The sequence below is a fragment of the Streptomyces sp. NPDC007863 genome (genome assembly GCF_040633895.1).
GTDB lineage: Bacteria > Actinomycetota > Actinomycetes > Streptomycetales > Streptomycetaceae > Streptomyces.
This window is the reverse complement of sequence record NZ_JBEYEI010000012.1, coordinates 150613-169011: the sequence shown is the minus strand read 5'-3', so window position 1 is coordinate 169011 and position 18399 is coordinate 150613. Positions and strand designations below refer to the sequence as shown.

11 protein-coding genes are annotated in these 18399 nt (G+C 74.8%); 7 read left to right on the top strand and 4 right to left on the bottom strand.

Annotation, left to right across the window (positions count from 1 at the left end; genetic code table 11):
* Window positions 1–72: 72 nt before the first annotated feature.
* From ABZ621_RS20410 to ABZ621_RS20400, 3 genes are all read left to right on the top strand, one after another.
* On the top strand, window positions 73–1551 hold the full coding sequence (locus ABZ621_RS20410; RefSeq protein ID WP_360606396.1) for a GAF domain-containing protein: 1479 nt from the start codon (window positions 73–75) through the stop codon (window positions 1549–1551).
* Window positions 1552–1675: 124 nt separating this feature from the next.
* A complete protein-coding gene (locus tag ABZ621_RS20405; RefSeq protein ID WP_360606558.1) occupies window positions 1676–2860 on the top strand; it encodes an MFS transporter in 1185 nt (394 codons plus the stop codon).
* 60 nt (window positions 2861–2920) lie between these two features.
* Window positions 2921–4363 carry an acyl-CoA synthetase gene (locus ABZ621_RS20400; RefSeq protein WP_360606394.1) on the top strand — a complete coding sequence of 481 codons (1443 nt, stop codon included), beginning with the start codon at window positions 2921–2923 and terminating at the stop codon, window positions 4361–4363.
* 48 nt (window positions 4364–4411) lie between these two features.
* Here the strand turns inward: ABZ621_RS20400 and ABZ621_RS20395 are convergent, their stop codons facing one another.
* From ABZ621_RS20395 to ABZ621_RS20380, 4 genes are all read right to left on the bottom strand, one after another.
* Window positions 4412–8080, bottom strand: coding sequence for a S8 family serine peptidase (locus ABZ621_RS20395; RefSeq protein WP_360606392.1), 3669 nt, complete (start codon window positions 8078–8080; stop codon window positions 4412–4414).
* Window positions 8081–8223: 143 nt separating this feature from the next.
* Window positions 8224–9519: an MFS transporter gene (locus ABZ621_RS20390; RefSeq protein WP_360606389.1), complete on the bottom strand. Its 1296-nt coding sequence runs from the start codon at window positions 9517–9519 to the stop codon at window positions 8224–8226.
* Window positions 9516–10010 (bottom strand): GNAT family N-acetyltransferase, encoded by a 495-nt coding sequence (locus ABZ621_RS20385; RefSeq protein WP_360606387.1) that lies wholly within the window; start codon window positions 10008–10010, stop codon window positions 9516–9518. The genes ABZ621_RS20390 and ABZ621_RS20385 overlap by 4 nt, the downstream gene beginning before the upstream one ends.
* Window positions 10011–10092: 82 nt before the next feature.
* Window positions 10093–10578: a MarR family transcriptional regulator gene (locus ABZ621_RS20380; RefSeq protein ID WP_360606385.1), complete on the bottom strand. Its 486-nt coding sequence runs from the start codon at window positions 10576–10578 to the stop codon at window positions 10093–10095.
* A 111-nt stretch (window positions 10579–10689) separates the two neighbouring features.
* Here ABZ621_RS20380 and ABZ621_RS20375 point away from each other — a divergent pair, with 111 nt between their 5' ends.
* The 4 genes from ABZ621_RS20375 (at window position 10690) to fxsT (ending at window position 18373) form a co-directional block, all read left to right on the top strand.
* Window positions 10690–11106, top strand: a complete 417-nt coding sequence (locus ABZ621_RS20375; protein WP_360606383.1) for an organic hydroperoxide resistance protein — start codon at window positions 10690–10692, stop codon at window positions 11104–11106.
* A gap of 156 nt (window positions 11107–11262) precedes the next feature.
* On the top strand, window positions 11263–12816 hold the full coding sequence (locus ABZ621_RS20370; protein WP_360606381.1) for a hypothetical protein: 1554 nt from the start codon (window positions 11263–11265) through the stop codon (window positions 12814–12816).
* Window positions 12813–13943 (top strand): MoxR family ATPase, encoded by a 1131-nt coding sequence (locus ABZ621_RS20365; RefSeq protein WP_360606379.1) that lies wholly within the window; start codon window positions 12813–12815, stop codon window positions 13941–13943. The genes ABZ621_RS20370 and ABZ621_RS20365 overlap by 4 nt, the downstream gene beginning before the upstream one ends.
* Window positions 13943–18373, top strand: coding sequence for an FxSxx-COOH system tetratricopeptide repeat protein (gene fxsT, locus ABZ621_RS20360; protein ID WP_360606377.1), 4431 nt, complete (start codon window positions 13943–13945; stop codon window positions 18371–18373). The genes ABZ621_RS20365 and fxsT overlap by 1 nt, the downstream gene beginning before the upstream one ends.
* The last annotated feature ends 26 nt before the right edge of the window (window positions 18374–18399 follow it).

Genomic DNA, 18399 nt, shown 5'->3' with positions numbered 1-18399 from the left:
TACGCCGACGACCTGACGGAGTGACCAATCCCGACATCACCCGATTCATGCGTGGATGAGACCATGGTGATCATGGACGAGGACGTGACCGGGGAGGTGTCCGGGGAAACGGCCGGGGAAGCGGCCGGGGGCACGGAGCCGGAGCAGGCCCGCCTGCCCCTGCTGCTCGAAGCCGTCCTCGGCGTCGGCACGGACCTCGAACTCCGCGCCACCCTCCAGCACATCGTGGACTCCGCCACCGAACTGGTCGGCGCCCGCCACGGGGCGCTCCGGGTCGTCGACCCCGAGCGCCCCCGGCTCACCGGTCTGTTCACCACCGGGATGACCGAGCAGGAGCGGGCCCGCGTCGGCCCGCTCCCCGACGGCGCCGCCGAGGGCCTCGGCGTCCCGATCCGGGTCCACACCCAGGTCTTCGGCAACCTCCACCTCACCGGGAAGGAGGGCGGCTTCACCGAGGAGGACCTGGCCCTGCTGCGGGTCCTCGCCGCCCAGGCCGGCATCGCCATCGGCAACGCCCGGCTCTACGAGACCGCCCGGCAGCGCGAGCGGTGGATCGAGGGCGCGGCGGCCGTCACCACGGCGCTGCTCACCGGCGAGTCCGCCGAGGACGCCCTGATGACCGTCGCCGAGCAGGCGAGGATCCTCGCCGGCGCGGCCGCCGGAGTGATCCTCCAGCCCACCCCCGAGGGCGGCATGGAGATCGTCACGGCCTCCACGGCCGGCGACCCCGGCGAGCTGGTCGGCACCACCATCCGGCCCGGCTCCGCCGTCCTCGTCCAACTGCTCGGCGGGGAGCCGGTCTTCGTCGAGGACTCCGCCACCGACCCCCGGATGACCACCCCGGTCCGCTCCCGCTTCGGCCCCTCGATGATGCTGCCGCTGCGCAGCGGCGGGCGGCTGATCGGCACCCTGGCGCTCCCCCGCCACCGGGACGCCGAGCCGTACTCGGCGGTGGACCGGCTGCTCGCCTCGCAGTTCGCCTCGCAGGCGGCGCTCGCGCTGGTCCTGGCGGACGCCCGGCACGACCGGGAGCGGCTCGCCGTCTTCGAGGACCGCGACCGGATCGCCCGGGACCTCCACGACCTCGTCGTCCAGCGGCTGTTCGCCACCGAGATGATGCTGGAGTCGACCCGCCGCCGGGCCGGCGGCTCCTCCGCGGAGGACGAGCTCCTGGGGAGGGCGGTGGACGAGCTGGACTCCACGATCCAGGAGGTGCGGACGACGATCTTCGCCCTCCAGCAGCCGCCGGCCGAGGCGCCGACGACCTTCCGGGGGCGGGTGCTGCGCGAGACCGGCGGGGCGGGGGTGCTGCTCGGCTTCCAGCCGTCGGTGCGGTTCACCGGCGCGGTGGACACCCTGGTGGCGGAGCCGGAGGCGCGCAGGCTCCTCGCCGCGCTGCGCGGGGCGCTGGCCGCGGCCCACCGGCGCCCCGGGATCGGACGGATCACGGTGGACGTCGGCGTCGGCGAGCGCGACGGCGGCACCGGCGGGGGCGCCTGGCTGCGCGTCGAGGACGACGGCACCCCGCCGACGACGGTGACCTGGCCCTGAGCCCGCCGCCGGGGCTCCCCCGGACGGAGCAGTCCGGCGCGCCGGGCCGCGGTGCCGGATCTTGACTGAGGGGGTGAACTCCGACGCCAAGCCCCCGACCGCCGCGGCCTACCGCAACCTGGTGATGGCCACCATCGGCTTCACGCTCACCTTCTGGGCCTGGGACCTGATCGCACCGCTCGGCAGCTGGTACGGCGAGCGGCTGGGCCTCAGTTCGTTCCAGCAGTCGTTCCTCGTCGCCGTGCCGGTGCTCGTCGGCTCGGTGGGCCGGATCCCGGCCGGCGCGCTCACCGACAAGTACGGCGCGAAGCTGATGTTCCCGCTCGTCTCCGCGCTGACGATCATCCCCGTGCTGCTGCTGATCGTGGTGAAGGACTCCTACGGTCTGATGCTCGTCGTCGGCTTCCTCCTCGGCCTCGGCGGCACGACCTTCGCGATCGGCATCCCGCTGGTCAACTCGTGGTTCCCGCCGGAGAAGCGGGGCCTGGCGCTCGGCGTGTTCGGCATGGGCATGGGCGGCGTGGCGCTCTCCGGCTACTTCACGCCCCGGATCGCGAAGCACGGCGAGAACCTGCCGTTCGTCGTCGTGGCGGTCGCGCTCGCGGTGTACGCGGTGCTCGCCGCCGTCCTCATCACCGACCGCCCCGACCGCCCGGTGCCGACCGCCTCGCTGGCGACCCGGCTGGGTTCGGCGGGCCGGCTGCGGGTGACCTGGGAGCTGTCGGCGCTGTACGCGATCGGCTTCGGCGGCATCGTGGCCTTCGGCGTCTACCTGCCGACGTACCTGAAGACCTGGTACGACCTCGACCCGACCGACGCGGGCACCAAGGCGGCCGGATTCGCCCTGGTCACCGTCGTCTTCCGGCCGTTCGGCGGCTGGTTGTCGGACCGGGTCCACCCGGCGGTCGTGACCTCCTGGGCGCTCGGCACCGTCGCGCTCCTCGCGATCGTCCAGGCCTTCGACCCGAAGCTGAACCCGGGCGGCACGATCGCCCTGCTGATCATGGCGGCCGGTCTGGGCACCGCGAGCGGTTCGGTCTTCGCGCTGGTCTCGCAGGTGACCCCGCAGGCGCAGGTGGGCTCCGTGACCGGCATCGTCGGCGCCATGGGCGGCCTCGGCGGTTTCGTCCCGCCGCTGGTCATGGGCGCGATCTACAGCGCCAAGGACTCGTACTCGATCGGCTTCATGCTCCTCTCCGACCTGGCGCTCGCGGGCTGCGTGTACGCGTACGGGCGGATGCGCGGGATCCGGCCGGACGGCGGCGAGCCGGCGCCCGGGGCGACGAAGGTCACGGCCGCGAAGCCCTGACGGAGCGGCAGAATGCCCCTCGGCAGCCGCGTTTTCCGCCCGACCCGAGGAGTACGACCGGTGAGTGCCCTCTTCCCGGCCCTGGAGGCCCCCACCGACCGCCCCGCCCTGCGCCACGGCCCGGTCTCGCTCTCGTACGAGGAGCTGGCCCTGGCCGCCGGCGGGCTCGCGGCCCGGCTCGGTGACGTCCGGCGGGTCGCCGTGTGGGCCGTGCCCACCGCCCGGACGGCGGTGGCCACCGTGGCGGCGCTGCTCGCCGGCGTCCCCGCCGTGCCGCTCAACCCGCGCTCCGGCGAGCGGGAACTGGCGCACATCCTCGGGGACAGCGCGCCGGACGCGGTGCTCGCGGGCCCGGAGGACGAGCTGCCGGCCGCGCTCGACGGCCTCCCCCGGATCGCCGTGGAGCTCGACGGGCCCTCCCCCGCCCCGGCGCCGAAGGACGTGGACCCGGAGGCGACCGCGCTGATCGTCTACACCTCCGGCACCACCGGCCCGCCGAAGGGCGTGCTGCTCTCCCGCCGGGCGGTCGCCGCCTCCCTCGACGCGCTCGCCGAGGTCTGGTCCTGGACGGCGGACGACGTCCTGGTGCACGCGCTGCCGCTCTTCCACGTGCACGGCCTGGTCCTCGGGATCCTGGGCCCGCTGCGGCGCGGCGGCGAGGTCCGCTACCTGGGCGCGTTCTCCGCCGAGGGCGTCGCGCGGGAGCTGGCGGACGGCGGCACGATGCTCTTCGGCGTCCCCACCATGTACCACCGGCTCGCCGACGCCCTCCCCGGCGACCCGGCGCTGGTGACGGCGCTGTCGGGGGCGCGCCTGCTGGTGTCGGGCTCCGCGGCGCTGCCGGTGCACGACCACGAGCGGATCACGGCGGCGACGGGCCGGACGGTGGTGGAGCGGTACGGGATGAGCGAGACGCTGATGAACACCAGCGTCCGGCCCGGCGGGCCGCCGCGTCCCGGCACGGTGGGGACGCCGCTGCCGGGCGTGGAGGTGCGGCTCGTGGAGGAGGACGGCTCGGTGCTCGCCGCGTCGGACGGGGAGACGGTCGGCGAGGTGCAGGTGCGCGGACCGAACCTCTTCTCCGGCTATCTGAACCGGCCGGAGGCGACGGCGCAGGCGTTCCGGGACGGCTGGTTCCGCACCGGCGACATGGCGGTCCGGGAGGCCGACGGGACGATCCGGCTGGTGGGCCGGAAGGCCACCGACCTGATCAAGAGCGGCGGTTACAAGATCGGGGCGGGCGAGATCGAGAACGCCCTGCTCGACCACCCGGGGGTCCGGGAGGCGGCCGTCACCGGCGAGCCCGACCCGGACCTGGGCGAGCGGATCGTGGCCTGGATCGTCCCGGCGGATCCGGCGGACCCGCCGGGCGCGGAGGAGCTGGCGGACCACGTGGCCCGGCTGCTCGCCCCGCACAAGCGGCCCCGGGCGGTCCGCCTCCTCGACGCGCTCCCCCGCAACGACCTGGGGAAGATCCTGAAGAAGCAGCTGCCCCGGGGGTGACGGCGAAGGGCCGGACCCGACGGGTCCGGCCCTCCCCCGCGCGGCGGGCTACTTCACGCCGACCGCGTGGATCAGCTCCTGGGTGACGGAGCCGCCCCGGTCGTCGGTGGCACCGGCCCGCAGGGAGACGGCCGCCGCGCCGGACGGGACGCGGAGCTCACCGGTCCAGGAGGCGCCGTGGCCCTTGCGGAGGGACACCGTGCGCCAGGTGGCGCCGTCGTCGTACGAGACCTCCAGGGTGCCGCCGGTGATCGTGCCGGTGCCGGTGGCGCCCTTCACGTACTCGGCGAAGACGCCGACCGGGATCCGGGAACCGGCCCGGACGTTCCCGTACAGGTCGGTGTCGAGTTCGAGGCCGAGGTTGAGCATCGGCAGGAAGGCGTACCGGCCGGCCGGGGTCTCGGCGGAGCGGACGGTCCACTCGCTGTGGCCGCGGGCGGCGAGCCGCCAGCGCGCCGGGTCGAGCGCGGTCTCGGTGACGACCTTGTACGTGGCCTCCTGCGCGGGCGCGTCCCAGAGGTTGTAGCCGGAGCCCTTCTTGCGGCCCTTCGAGACGCCGTCCACGAACACCTCGGTGGTCTGGCTCACGGTGGGGTCGCCCCACACGTCGCCGAAGCCGGTGTGGTCGGAACCGGAGTCGCCCCAGCCGGGGGTGTTGAAGCGCAGGTCGTTGCCGGCGCGCTGCTGGCCCCAGCCGAGGCCGGTGCCGAGCCAGGGGTGCCAGACCGGGCCGAACCAGTCGAGGCGCGGGGAGGTGCCGCCGCGGTAGGCGGAGAGGCCGCCGCGCTCCTCCAGGGAGGTGCCGAGGTCGACGGACTCGTGCCAGCGCTGGCCGGTGCCGGTGGAGACGTACTCGGTGCGCTCGGCGGGGAAGGCGATCCGCTCCTTGAAGCCGACGCCGACCGGGAAGGCGTCGGTGATCGAGTAGCGGAACTCGCCGCCGTCCTCCGTGCGTCCGGTGGGGGCGTGGAAGGTGGAGCGGACGGCGGCCAGGTCGCGGTCGCCGGGGCGGAAGACCAGGTCGGTGCCGATGCGGCCGGGGTGGCCCTCGGAGAGGTCGTAGACGTACGGGGTGAAGCGGGTGCCGGTGAGGTCGACCGACCCGCCGCGGGCGGCGCCGGCGGCGATCCGGGCGGCGTCGGCGCGGTTCACGGTGGCGACGGCGAGCGGGCGGTCCTCGTACGCGGCGGTGCCGAACCACTTCATCAGCCGGCCCGGGGCGTCGTCGGTGACGATCAGCGCCTTGGCGCCCGCGTCCTGGGCGGCCTGCGCGATCCCGGCCGGGTCGGCGCCGGGGGCGAGGCGGACGAGGACGGCCTTGCCGGTGACGTCCTTGCCCGCGTACTCGGCGGGGGTGCCGGTGCCCGCGTCGGCGAGGGCGAGGCGGTGGCGGCCTTCGAGGAGGCCGGCGCCCGCCTGCGGGCGCAGGTCGGCGAGGCGGTCGCCGTCGACGCTCGCCTCCAGGACGGGCTTGCCGAGCCGCCAGACCGTCCGGTACTCGAAGGTGCCGTTCGCGACGGGCGCGGTGGGCGCGGCGAAGAGCGAGTCGTAGGTGAGGGGCACCTGCACGATGTCGGTGTAGGAGACGCCGTTCGCCTCGCGGTCGTACTCCATCACCAGCTGGCGGCTCTCGGTGCGCCGGCCGGCCTCGGCGCGTATCTCGCGCAGCTGCCGGCCGTCGAGGGTGATCTCGCGGTCGCGGTCGAGGACGACCTCGGGGGCGGCCATGAAGCCGAGGCCGAGGGAGTCGGCGCCGTGGGCTCCGCGCACGTCGAGGAAGGTGTCGACGGTGTACGTGCCGGGCTTGAGGCGCAGTTCGACGGTGCCGGAGTCGCCGACGGAGGCCGGGAAGGGGTCCGTGCCGGTGGTGAGGTTGCGCAGGCCGAGGCCGGCGGCCGTGGCGGCGCCGTCGCGGTCCTTGACGTGGACCGTGAGGGTGTAGCGCTCCTCCTCCTTGACCAGGCCGAGGGCGGTGTGGGCGACCGGGGCGCCGCCGGCGGTGGCGGTGACGCGGCCGGAGCTGGTGCCGACCGGGGCGCCGGTGCCGTCTCCGGTGACGGTGGTGGAGGCGGTGCCGTGCGCGGGGACGGTGAGGGTGGTGTCGGCGAGGGTGGCGGTGCCGGCCGGCATGCCCTCGACGGCGAGGTCCAGCTGGACGGCGGTGTCGGAGGCGTTGGTGTAGGTGACGGTCCTGGTGACCGGCTCGTTCGCCTCGTACGGCCAGGCGAAGAAGCCGAGGTCGGCGGAGCCGGTGGCGGTGACGTCGGCGGCGATCGCGGCGGCGACGTCGACGCGGCCGGCGCCGAGGGCGTACGCGGAGGCGTCGAGGGTCTTGGAGCTGGACATGAGGGCGTCCTTGAGGCGGGCGCCGGTCCAGTCGGGGTGCCGCTCGGCGAGGAGCGCGGCGACTCCGGCGACGTGCGGGGTCGCCATGGAGGTGCCGTTCATGGAGGTGTAGAGGCCGGTGCCCTCGGTGAGCTGGGAGCGGGCGGCGAGGATGCCGACGCCGGGCGCGGAGAGGTCCGGCTTGAGGGCCTGGTCGCGGTAGCGGGGGCCCTGGCTGGTGAAGTAGGCGGCCTCGTCGGCGGAGTCGACGGCGCCGACGGTGAGGGCGGAGTCGGCGGCGCCGGGCGAGCCGATGGTGCCGGGGGCGCCGGAGTTGCCGGCGGCGATGACGAAGAGGGCGCCGGTCTCGGCGGAGAGGGTGTTCACCGCCTGGGCCATGGGGTCGGTGCCGTCGCTGCCCTCGCGGGAGCCGAGGCTCATCGAGACGATCTTCGCGTCGATGTCCTTGGCGGCCCACTCCATGCCGGCGATGATCTCCGACTCGCTGCCGAAGCCCTCGTCGCTGAGGACCTTGCCGACGGCGAGGGTGGCGCCGGGGGCGACGCCCTTCTCCTTGCCGTCGGAGCCGGCGCCGCTGCCGCCCACGGTGGAGGCGACGTGGGTGCCGTGGCCGTTGCGGTCGGCGACCTCCTGGCCGGCGATGAAGGACTTCGACTCGGCGACCCGGCCGGCGAGGTCGGGGTGGGAGGCGTCGACGCCGGTGTCGAGGACGGCGACCTTGACGCCCTTGCCGGTGAGTCCGGCCTCCCAGGCCTTGGGGGTGCCGATCTGCGCGTTGGAGTCGGCCATCGTCGCCCGGACGCGGGCGTCGAGCCAGACCTTGGCGGGGGCGGCGGCGCGGGCCTGCCGGGAAGTGAGGGACTGCCAGAAGGCGGCCGGGTCGGTGGCGGTGACGGCGGCGCCGGAGACGCTGGGCAGCGCGCGGACGGTCTCGGTGCCGCGCGGGGCGCCGGCGGCGCGGGTGCCCTTGCCGTAGGTGACGATCAGCGGGAGTGCGCCGGTGACGCCCTGCTCGGCGAGGCCGGTGACGTCGAAGAGGCGCGGGTCGAGGACGCCGGAGGCGAGGAGGGCGCGGGCCTCGTCGGGGACGACGGTGACCCGGCCGTCGGTGACCTGGGTGCGGACGGCTCCGGTGGCGCCCTCGGCCCGGTCGACGGTGACGGTCTGCCGTCCGCCGTCGAGGGTGGTGAGGGTGACCCGGTCGCCGGTGACGAGGGTGACGGTGGTGGCGGTGGCCGGGCCCTTGAAGGTGTCGGGCACGGCGGCGGCCGTGGCGCCCGGCGCGGCGGCGGTCTGCCCGGCCGAGAGCAGCACGAGGGAGACGCCCGCGGCGATCAGCCCGGCCCTTCCCCTGGTCAGCGGTGCGGTCATCGAACGACTCCTCGCGGACCCGGGGTTCGGGGGTGGAGATTCCGGATCCGCGAGGAGTCTGGACGCTGGGAGGGGGAGTTGACCCCCGTCCCGGCTGGCGGCTATGTGCCGTGGCGGCCAACCGCCAGGTGGGCCGGGCCCGTTCAGGGCTTCGGGTCGAGGGCGTCGTACCGCCGGAAACCGCGTGCGTACAGGGAGAACGCGCCGATGCCGAGGACGCAGGCGAGGCCGCCGCCGGTGATGGCGACCATGGGCGAGGTGAGGTCGGCGACGGAGCCGGCCACGAAGTCGCCGAGCCGGGGCCCGCCGGCGACGACCACGATGAAGACGCCCTGGAGCCGGCCGCGCATCTCGTCGGGGGCGGCGACCTGCATCATCGTGTTGCGGAAGATCATCGACGAGGTGTCGGCGTAGCCGGCGACGGCGAGGCAGAGCAGCCCGATCCAGAGGTTCCGGCTGAGGCCGAAGGCCGCGATCGCGAGGCCCCAGGCGGCGACGGAGACGAGGATGGCCTGCCCGTGCCGGCGGATCCGGCTCTGCCAGCCGGAGATCACCCCGCCGAGGAGCGCGCCGAACGCGGGCGCGGCGACGAGGAGTCCGGTGGTCTTGGCGTCGCCGCCGAACCAGAGGACGGCGACGGCCGGGAAGAGCGCCTTCGGCTGGGCGAGGATCATCGCGAAGAGGTCGGAGACGAAGGTCGCCCGCAGGTTGGGGCGGGTGCCGAGGAACCGCAGCCCGTCGAGGACGGAGGCCCTCTCCCGAGCTCTCGGCTTCGCCCCCGCAGGGGGGACCCCCACGGCGCCGGTGTGCTCGGGCGGCATGGAGGGCAGCCGCCACATCGCGTACAGGCTCGCGAAGAAGGCGAGGGCGTCGATGGTGTAGGCGGTCTGGTAGCCGGCGAAGCCGACGACGACGCCGCCGAGGCTGGGCCCGACGAGGGTGCCGAAGGTCATGACCATGGAGTTGAGCGCGTTGGCGGCGCGCAGCTGCTCGGGCGGGAGCAGGCGGGGGATCATGGCGCTGCGGGCGGGCGCGTTGAGGGCGCCGCAGACGGCCTGGAGGGCGACGATCGCGTAGAGGAACCAGACGCGGTGGAAGCCGGCGAAGGCGGCGGCGGCGAGCGCGGCGGAGAGGGCGGCGGCGCCGGTGGCGCCGACGAGTCCGAGGGTGCGCCGGTCGACGGTGTCGGCGATCGCCCCGCCGTAGAGGCCGAAGACGACGAGCGGGACGAGGGAGAAGAGGCCGACGAGGCCGACGGAGAAGGCCGAGCCGGTGATGTCGTACACCTGGAGGGAGATCGCCAGGGTGGTCATGCCCTGGCCGACCCAGGAGACGGTGTTCCCGAACCAGAGGCGGCGGTAGTCGGCGGAGGTGCGCAGCGGGGTGAGGTCGGCGAAGATCCGCCGCTTCTCGTCCTGCGGTGCCTCGACGCCGGTCACGAGGCGTCCGCGACGGCGGCGGAGGCGTCGGCGGGGTCCGTGGGCCCGGTGAGGTCGTAGGTGAGCTCGGGGCGGTGCCAGTGGACGCGTCCGGAGGCGGCGACGGTGCCGGTGCGGCGGGCGCCGGTGCGGAGGTAGAACTCCTCGGCGGGCGGGTGGGCGACGACGCGGACGGCGGTGAGGCCGGCGGCGCGGGCCACCGAGCCCATGTGGGCCATGAGCAGGCGGCCGATGCCGAGCCCCTGGGCGGAGTCGGCGACGAAGGCGAGGTCGAGCTCGGCCTCGTCGAGCAGGAGGGCGTAGAAGCCGAGGACGCGGTCGTCCGCGTCGACGGCGACGTGGACCGGGTGGTGCTCGATGTAGGCCCCGCCGACCCGGTAGCCGTCGACCATGACGGCGTACGGCCCCCGGTAGGCGGCGGAGCCCCGGACGAGCCGGGTCAGCCGCTTGGCGTCGGCCGCGGTGGCGCGGCGGATGGTGATCTCGGACATGGGGCGAGTATAGGAACGCCTCCGAGATGCGGGCCTTACATTTCTGTGACGCCGGGGCGTCCGGGGGTGCCGGGGGCGGCGGTCAGCCGCAGGAGGGGCGCAGCGCGTCGGGGTCGATGCCGTCGAGGCGGGCGGCGAGGGCGCCGAGCCGGTCGCGCAGCTCGGCGATCTCCGCGAGGTCGAGGCCGGTGGCGGCGGCGATCCGGCGGGGCACGCCGAGGGCCCGCTCGCGGAGCCCGGCGCCGGCCGCGGTGGCGCGGACGGTGACGGAGCGCTCGTCCTCCGGGCTGCGCCTGCGCTCGACGTATCCGGCCGCCTCCAGGCGCTTGAGCAGCGGCGACAGGGTGCCGGAGTCGAGCCGCAGCCGCTCGCCGATGCCCTTCACGGGCAGTTCGCCGTGCTCCCAGAGGACGAGCATGACGAGGTACTGGGGGTAGGTGAGCCCGAGTTCCTTGAGCGCCTCGCGGTAGACGCCGTTGAAGGCGCGGGTCGCCGCGTGCAGCGAGAAGCAGATCTGGTGGTCGAGCCGGAGGAAGTCCTCGTCCGGGACCGTGTCGAGCGTCTCCATGCCCCCAGGGTACGCGAGGCACCCTCGTCACGCGATTCAGTTGTGCACAACTAAATAGTGCGCTACAAATGAGGGGCCACCCCTTCCCGAGGAAAAGGAACGGAAGACTTCATGGACGCCATCTACACCGCCGTCGCCACCGCCAACGGCCGCGAGGGCCGCGCCGTCAGCTCCGACGGCCACATCGACCTCCCCCTCGCCCACCCGCAGGCGCTCGGCGGCAACGGCCAGGGCACCAACCCCGAGCAGCTCTTCGCCGCCGGCTACGCCGCCTGCTTCGCCAGCGCCATGGGCGTCGTCGCCCGCCAGGAGAAGATCGACATCTCCGAGGCCTCCGTCACCGCCGAGGTCTCCATCGGCAAGGACGCCGCCGACGGCGGCTTCGGCCTCGCCGTCGTCATGCGCGCCGAGTTCCCCGACCACCTCCAGGGCGAGGCCGGCCTCGCCCTCCTGGAGAAGACCCACGCCTTCTGCCCCTACTCCAAGGCCACCCGCGGCAACATCACCGTGGACCTCGTCGTCGAGTAGTCCGCCGCGCCGTCCGCCGACTACTCCGGACGATTCCGGGGGAGGAACCCGTCGAACAGGGTGGCGACGTCTCCGGACCTCGCCATACCCTGGACGACAGGGCGAAGGCGCCCGAACTGCCCAGGCGCGATCGGGAGTCGGAGAAACACCGGAGCCGTGACGGGGGGGCTTTTGTACGACGAGGGCCACGGCGCCCACGCGTCGGATCTCACGCGTGAGCTCGTCGACCAGCTGAGCGCGGTACCGGGCCTGGAGACCACCGAGGGCCGCGGGCTCCTCATCGACACCCTGGCGGACCGCTTACCCTCGGCCGCCGACATCCCCCGCCACAACCGCCCCCGGTCCGGGATCCTGGAGATCGTCCGGTACTGCCGCCGCGAGCCGGGCGGACTGCACGAACTGGCCGCCGCCCTCGCCCTGTACGACCCCGGCTCCACCCCCGCCCTCCGGGTCCGCGAGCTGATCGCGGCCACCCCGCCGGCGGAGGTCCTCCCCGTCCTCCCCGACACCGAGACCCTCACGGTCACCGGCCTCCTCGCCCGCGTCCGCCACCTCGACGCGCACGGCCTGCTCTACGCGGCCGCCGACGGCCTCCCGCTGCCGGGCCGGCCCGTCGCCACCCTCACCGAGGCCTTCGACTACCTCACCCGCGCCAACACCCGCCCCGACGGCCTGCTCCCCACCATGGTCCTGGTCGAGCACGTGGCCGCCGGACTCGACGGCGGCGGCCCGGCCGACGCGCGGACGGCCGCCGAACTGCGCGAGTGGAACGACATCCGGGCCAAACGGCTCGAACGGCGCGCCGCGCTGGTGGCCGTGCGGACCGAGCTCTCCGAGCAGCGCCCGGCACAACCCGCCCCCGCCTGCGTCGTTGTCCAGTTGTGCAGAAGCGCCATGGACCCCGACCGCTACCTGCTGTCGCACTGGCGGCAGATGCGCCCCGGTCCCTGGCGGCCGGAGCGCGGCGAGGACCGGCTCGCCTCCCTCGCCGAGGTGCCCGCCGCCGTGGAGCGGCTGCTCCAGCGGGCCGAGCACGACTGGGCCCGGCAGCCGGGACGGCCCGTCCTGGAGTTCGTCCTCCCGGTCGACCTGCTGAACGAACCCCTGGAGTGGACCCAGGTCGCCTTCCGGCCGCACGCCTCCACCGCCCTCTGCCTCACCTACCCCGTCGTGCTGCGCAGCCTGGAGCGCATGCGGGCCAAGGAGTTCCACCGGCGCTGGCACAACCGCTGGCAGCGGGCGCTGGACAGCCCCGACACCACCTGCCACTGGGACACCGCCGGCGACCGCAACCACGACCGCGAGCGCTGGAACAGCACGCTGACCGCCGAGGAGCGGTACGTCTCCGTCGTCCTCAGCGCCCCGCCGCTGCCCACCGAGCGGGACCGGGACGGCAGCCACGCCTCCCTGGTCGAGGCCCTCTACGCGGGCGTGCCGATGGCCGTCTGGGACCGGCGCCCGGCGGCCCCCGCCGACTTCCGCAAACGGGCCAAACGGCTCCTCAGAGGAAAAGCGATCGAACTGCCGCAGCGCGTCCAGCAGTTGCGCAAGGACGCGGCCACCGCCGCCGCCGGGCAGCGGGACGTCCACGTGGGGCGGCACCTCGCCGTCCTCTTCGACGACCCCAACCGCCTCGTGGACTGGTCCGGTTCACCCGGGGCGGACCCCGACGGCGTCCGCGGCGGACACCACGAGGAGGGGGAGACATGAGCGGTGTCCACCACCCGGCCGAGAACGGCCGGACCACAGGCCCGGTGACCAGCCGCAGCTGGTGGATCTACCGGGGCACCGGGCAGCCGCTGGCCGACATCCGGCTCGGCGACGTGCTGCCGAAGCCACCCGGCTGGCGGAGCTTCGACGGCGGCCCGGTGCTGCCCCCGGTGCCGGCGAACAGCGCCGAGACCGACCGCAGGCTCGGCCGCGCCGGCCGCGCCACCCCGCGGCAGGACGCCCACGACATCGACCTGGTCAACACCGCGCTGCTGCTGCGCCGGCCGCTCCTGGTCACCGGCCGCCCCGGCATCGGCAAGTCCACCCTCGCCTATCTGGTCGCCCGCGAACTGGGCCTCGGGCGCGTGCTGCACTGGGGCATCACCTCGCGCAGCACCCTGCGCTCCGGGCTGTACGAGTACGACGCCATCGGCCGCGCCCAGGCCTCCCTCGGCCACCTCAGGCCCGGCGCCTCCCCCGCCCCCGTCCCCGTCCCGGCGCCCGCGCCGGACCCCGGGGCGGGCGCCGAGCAGGCGCCCGAACCCGGCGCCAGGATCGGCGACTTCGTGCGGCTCGGGCCGCTCGGCACCGCCCTGCTGCCGTACGAACTGCCGCGCGTCCTGCTCATCGACGAGCTGGACAAGAGCGACATCGACCTGCCCAACGACCTCCTGCACGTGCTGGACAACGGCACGTACACCATCCCCGAGCTGGTCCGCGCCCGCCGCCGGGAGCCGGTCTCCCACGTCCACACCGACGACCCCGAGGGCACCGTCCCCGTGGTCGACGGCCTGGTCCGCTGCCGGGCCTTCCCCTTCATCGTCATCACCAGCAACGGCGAGCGGCAGTTCCCGCCCGCCTTCCTGCGCCGCTGCGTCCGCCTCGACGTCTCGCCGCCCCGTGAGGACCAGCTCGCCGCCATGATCACCGCCCACTTCCAGGACCAGGAAGGCCGCCACGACCGGCTGGTCCAGGAGTTCGTGGAGCGCAGCAGGGACCACGGCGGACTCGCCGCCGACCAGCTGCTCAACGCCGTCTATCTGCGCACGGCCGGCGTCCGCGGCGACGACACGGCCTGGAACGAACTGCTCGACGCGCTCTGGCGCCGGCTGTCGGGGGCACCCTGATGGACGACGACGCCCGCTCCCTGCCCGAACCCTTCGAGGTGGCGGAGATCCTCTGGCTGCACGCCTACCAGAAGCTCGCGGCGGCGCTCCCCGAGTCCACCGAGCCGCCGCAGCCCCGGCCCAAGACCCCGCCCGAGCTGATCCCGCCGCCCCCCGGCCCGCCCGCTCCCCCCTTCGGCCAGGGGGACGATCCGCCCGGCCGGCCGGAGGCCGCCCCGCCCCCCGACCGCCGCCCCGGCACGCCTCCCCCGCCGGGCGGGCCGTCCGGCACCCCGCCCGGCGGACGGCCACCCCGGACCCCGGACCGCGTCGCGGGCGTCCGGCACGCCGTCCCCGTCGGGGCCGAGACCCTGCCCGACCTGCGGGACGCGCCGGACATCGGCCGCCGGCTGCGGCCGCTGAGACAGCTGGCGCCCTCCACGACCGAGGTCGAGCTCGACGAGGAGGCCACCGTCGAACGGGCCGCCGAGGACGGCCTCTGGCTGCCGTACACCCGGCCCCTCGGCGAACGCCGCTTCGACCTCGTCCTCGTCGTGGACGACCACGCCACCATGGCCATCTGGGAACAGACGGTCGCCGAGCTCACCGCCGTCACCGAACAGCTCGGCGCCTTCCGGGACGTCCGGGTCCACCGCCTCGGCCTGCGCGAGACCCCGGACGGCCCCCGGGCCGTGCTGCGCCGCCAGGGCGGGGACGACGATGCCGGCGGCGACCCCGCCGAACTGGTCGACCGCACCGGCCGGCGGATCGTCCTCGTCCTCACCGACGCCCTCGGCCCGCTGTGGCGCGGCGGCGCCGGCCAGGCCGCCCTGGAGCGGTGGGCGGCGGCCGGACCGACGGCGGTGGTCCATCTGCTCTCCCAGCGGGACTGGCACCGCACCGCCCTCGTCCCCTGGCGGGTACGGCTCCACAGCCCGCGCCCCGCCGCCCGCAACGACGAACTCTCCGTGCGCTTCCCGCCCGAGGAGCGCGACCCCTTCGCTCCGCCGCCCGCCACCTGGCGGATCCCGGTCCCCGTCCTCGGACTGGACGCCGACTGGCTGGGCCGGTGGGCCTCCCTGGTGGCCGGCGAGGTGTCCGGCTGGACGCCCGCCGCCGTCCTGCTGCTCGGCGCGGCCGAACGGGCCGCGCCCCCGCCCGAGGAACCGCCGCCCGTCCCCTCCCCGCCGAGCGTGCAGGAGCGGCTGCGCCGCTTCCGCAGCCACGCCACCCCCACCGCCTTCCGGCTCGCGACCCACCTGGCCGCCGCCGTCCTCGACCCGCTGCTCGTCCGGGACGTGCGGCGGCGGCTCGTGCCGGAGGCCCAACCGGTGCACGTGGCCGAGCTGTTCCTCAGCGGACTGGTCGAGGAGCCCGCCGCCGAGACCGACACCGGGCCCGCCGTCCCGGCGCCGCTCGACTTCGTCGCCGGGGCGCGCGAGGCGCTCCTGGCCGGCGCCATGCGCGCGGACACGGCGCGCGTGGCCCGCTCGGTCGCCGACTTCTTCGGCGACCGCTCCGAGGCGGCGCGCGGGCTGCGCGGCGCCCTCCTCACCCCGGAGCAGACGCCGGTCGCCCCGCCGACGCCGGAGAGCCTCCCCTTCCTCCGCGTCGAACTGGCGATCCTGCGCGCCCTGTCCGGCCCCTACCTCCAGCGGGCGAACCGGATCAGCGCGGCCCTGGAGGGCAGTTCCCCGGGAGTGTCCGTCATGGAGGACCCTCCCTCTGTGGTCCACGATGTCCCCATCAATCCCGTAGATCCCGACATGGACGGCCTCATGACCGACATCACCGCCTCTCAGCAGCCGACCGAGAACACCCCGACCGTCAACGGCTCCCCGGGGACCTCGATCCCGGCGCCGAGTCCCGGCGCGGTGCCGGAGCCCGTCCCCGTCCGCCCGGCCCCGCACGACGGGACGCCCGCTCCCGCCGCGGCCCGGCCGGGCGCGAGGCAGCGCCAGGCCGTCCCCGCCATCTGGGGCAACGTCCCCCCGCACAACCCGAACTTCGTCGGCCGCGAGTACCTCCTCGACCAGGTCCGCGAACAGCTGCTCACCGGCGACACCTCGGCGGTCCTCCCGCACGCGCTGCACGGCATGGGCGGCGTCGGCAAGTCGCAGATCGCCATCGAGTACGTCTACCGCTACGCGCACGACTACGACATCGTCTGGTGGATCCCCTCCGAGCAGCCGACGATGATCCTGACCGCGCTCACCGAACTCGCCCAGCGGATGGGCCTGAACGTGAGCAACGAGGCCAACCAGGCCGTCCCCGCCGTCCGCGAGGCGCTGCGCCGCGGCGCCCCGTACGACCGGTGGCTGCTGGTCTTCGACAACGCCGAGAACGTGGAGGCGGTCCGCCCCTACTTCCCCACCGGCGGCACCGGCAAGATCCTCATCACCTCACGGAACCAGGAGTGGGACCGGGTGGCCAGGACGCTCTCCGTCGACATCTTCACCCGGGAGGAGAGCAAGGCCCTCCTCCGCCGGCGCGCCCGCGACCTCAGCGACACCGACGCCGACCTGCTCGCCGAGGCGCTGGGCGACCTCCCCCTCGCCATCGAGCAGGCCGCCGCCTGGCAGGCCGTCACCGGCATGGCGGTCCCCGAGTACCTGCGGCTGATCAAGGAGAAGATCGCCGAGCTGATGCTCGAACTGGTGCCGTCGCCCGACTACCCCATGTCGGTCGCGGCCGCCTGGGACGTCTCGCTGCGCCAGCTCGAACAGCGCAACCCGGCGGCGCTCCAGTTCCTCCAGGTCTGCTCCTTCTTCGCCCCCGAACCGATCTCCCGCTCGTTCTTCAACAACTCGCGGACCACCACCATCGCCCCCGAGCTCAACGAGGCGCTGCGCGACCCGATCCGGCTCAACCGGGCCATCCGCGAGATCAACATCTACGCCCTGGCCCGCATCGAGCACCGCCACAACACCATCCAGCTGCACCGGCTGGTCCAGGCCGTGCTGGTCAACCGCATGTCCCCGCAGCAGCAGGCCGACATGCGGCACGGCGCCCATCTCCTGCTCGCCGACGCCAACCCGAACAACCCCACCTCGCGGGCGCTCTGGCCGCGCTACCAGCAGCTCCTTCCCCATGTGACGGGCTCGCGGGCGGTGGAGTGCGAGGACCCGTGGGTGCGCCGGCTGATCCGCGGCATGGTGGAGTTCCTCCACACCTGGGGCGACCACGCGGGCGCGGCGGCGATGGCCCGCGAGGCGCTGCGGATCTGGACCGAGAAGTTCGGCGCCGAGGACCAGCAGACGCTCCAGATGGCGAAGTGGCTGGCCTTCGTGCTGCGCGCGCTCGGCGAGTACCAGGAGGCCGCCGCGATGATGGAGCGGACGGCCGACACGTACATCCGGACCATGGGCGAGGACCACGAGGGCACCCTCGACGCGCTGATCCAGCTCACCAGCGGGCTGCGGCTGCGGGCCGAGATGGCGCGCGGCCTGGAGATCGACCGCTCGGTGTACGAGCGCTCGCTGCGGGCCTTCGGCGAGGAGGACCCGGCCACCCTCAGGGCCGCCCACAACCTCGGGATCGGGCTGCGCCTGATGGGCCTGTACGAGGAGGCCAGGACGGTCGACACGGAGACCGCCCGGCTGCGGGCGCTCCACATGGGCGAGAACCACGCCACGACCCTGAACACGCTCACCGGTCTGTCCATCGACATCCGGGAGACCGGCGACTACCTGGAGGCCGCCGCCCACCAGGAGAGCGTCTACGCCCGGCAGAGCGCCGCCTTCGGCGAGGACGCGCCCTCCGCCCTCGGCGCCGCGCGCGTCCTGTCGGTGTGCCGCCGCCGGGCCGGCGACCACGAGGGAGCGCTGGCGCTGGCCGAGTCGGTGTGGTCGAAGTTCGTGGACCGGTACGGCCCCGACCACCCGGACGCGGTCGCCTGCGCCGCCAACCTGGTGGTGGACCTGCGCCAGGACGGCCAGTTGCAGCGGTCGCGGGAGCTCGCCGAGGCCACCATCGACCGGTACACCGCGAAGCTCGGCGGCCACCACCCGTACACCCTGTCGGCCCGGGTCAACCTCGCCCTCACGCTGCGGCAGATGGACGAGCTCGCGGCCGCCCGGGAGCACCTGGACGCGGCGCTGCCGGGGCTGCGCGACTCGCTGGGCGAGGAGCACGTCCTCACCATGACGGCGGCGGTCGGCATGGGCAGTCTGCTCGCCGACGAGGGCCGGCACGAGGAGGCGCTGGCGCTCGACGCGCGGACCCTGGAGCTGCTGCGGGACGGCTTCGGCGAGACCCACCCGACCACCCTGGCCTGCGCCACCAACGTGGTGCTCGACCTGCGGGCGCTGGGCCGGGACGCGGACGCGACGCCGCTGCACACCGACACGCTGGCGCGCTTCCGCGAGCGGCTCGGCGAGGAGCACCCGGCGACGGTGGCGTCCGCGAGCGGCCGCCGGGCGGACGTGGACATCGCGCCCGTGCCGTTCTAGGGCGCGTGCGGAGGGCCGGCCGGACC

Excerpts from the sequence above, each read along its gene's own strand:
- ABZ621_RS20410 (WP_360606396.1), top strand. The coding sequence starts at position 73 with ATGGACGAGGACGTGACCGGGGAGGTGTCCGGGGAAACGGCCGGGGAA.
- ABZ621_RS20405 (WP_360606558.1), top strand. The coding sequence starts at position 1,676 with ATGGCCACCATCGGCTTCACGCTCACCTTCTGGGCCTGGGACCTGATC.
- ABZ621_RS20395 (WP_360606392.1), bottom strand. The coding sequence starts at position 8,080 with ATGACCGCACCGCTGACCAGGGGAAGGGCCGGGCTGATCGCCGCGGGC.
- ABZ621_RS20385 (WP_360606387.1), bottom strand. The coding sequence starts at position 10,010 with ATGTCCGAGATCACCATCCGCCGCGCCACCGCGGCCGACGCCAAGCGG.
- ABZ621_RS20380 (WP_360606385.1), bottom strand. The coding sequence starts at position 10,578 with ATGGAGACGCTCGACACGGTCCCGGACGAGGACTTCCTCCGGCTCGAC.
- ABZ621_RS20375 (WP_360606383.1), top strand. The coding sequence starts at position 10,690 with ATGGACGCCATCTACACCGCCGTCGCCACCGCCAACGGCCGCGAGGGC.
- ABZ621_RS20365 (WP_360606379.1), top strand. The coding sequence starts at position 12,813 with ATGAGCGGTGTCCACCACCCGGCCGAGAACGGCCGGACCACAGGCCCG.
- fxsT (WP_360606377.1), top strand. The coding sequence starts at position 13,943 with ATGGACGACGACGCCCGCTCCCTGCCCGAACCCTTCGAGGTGGCGGAG.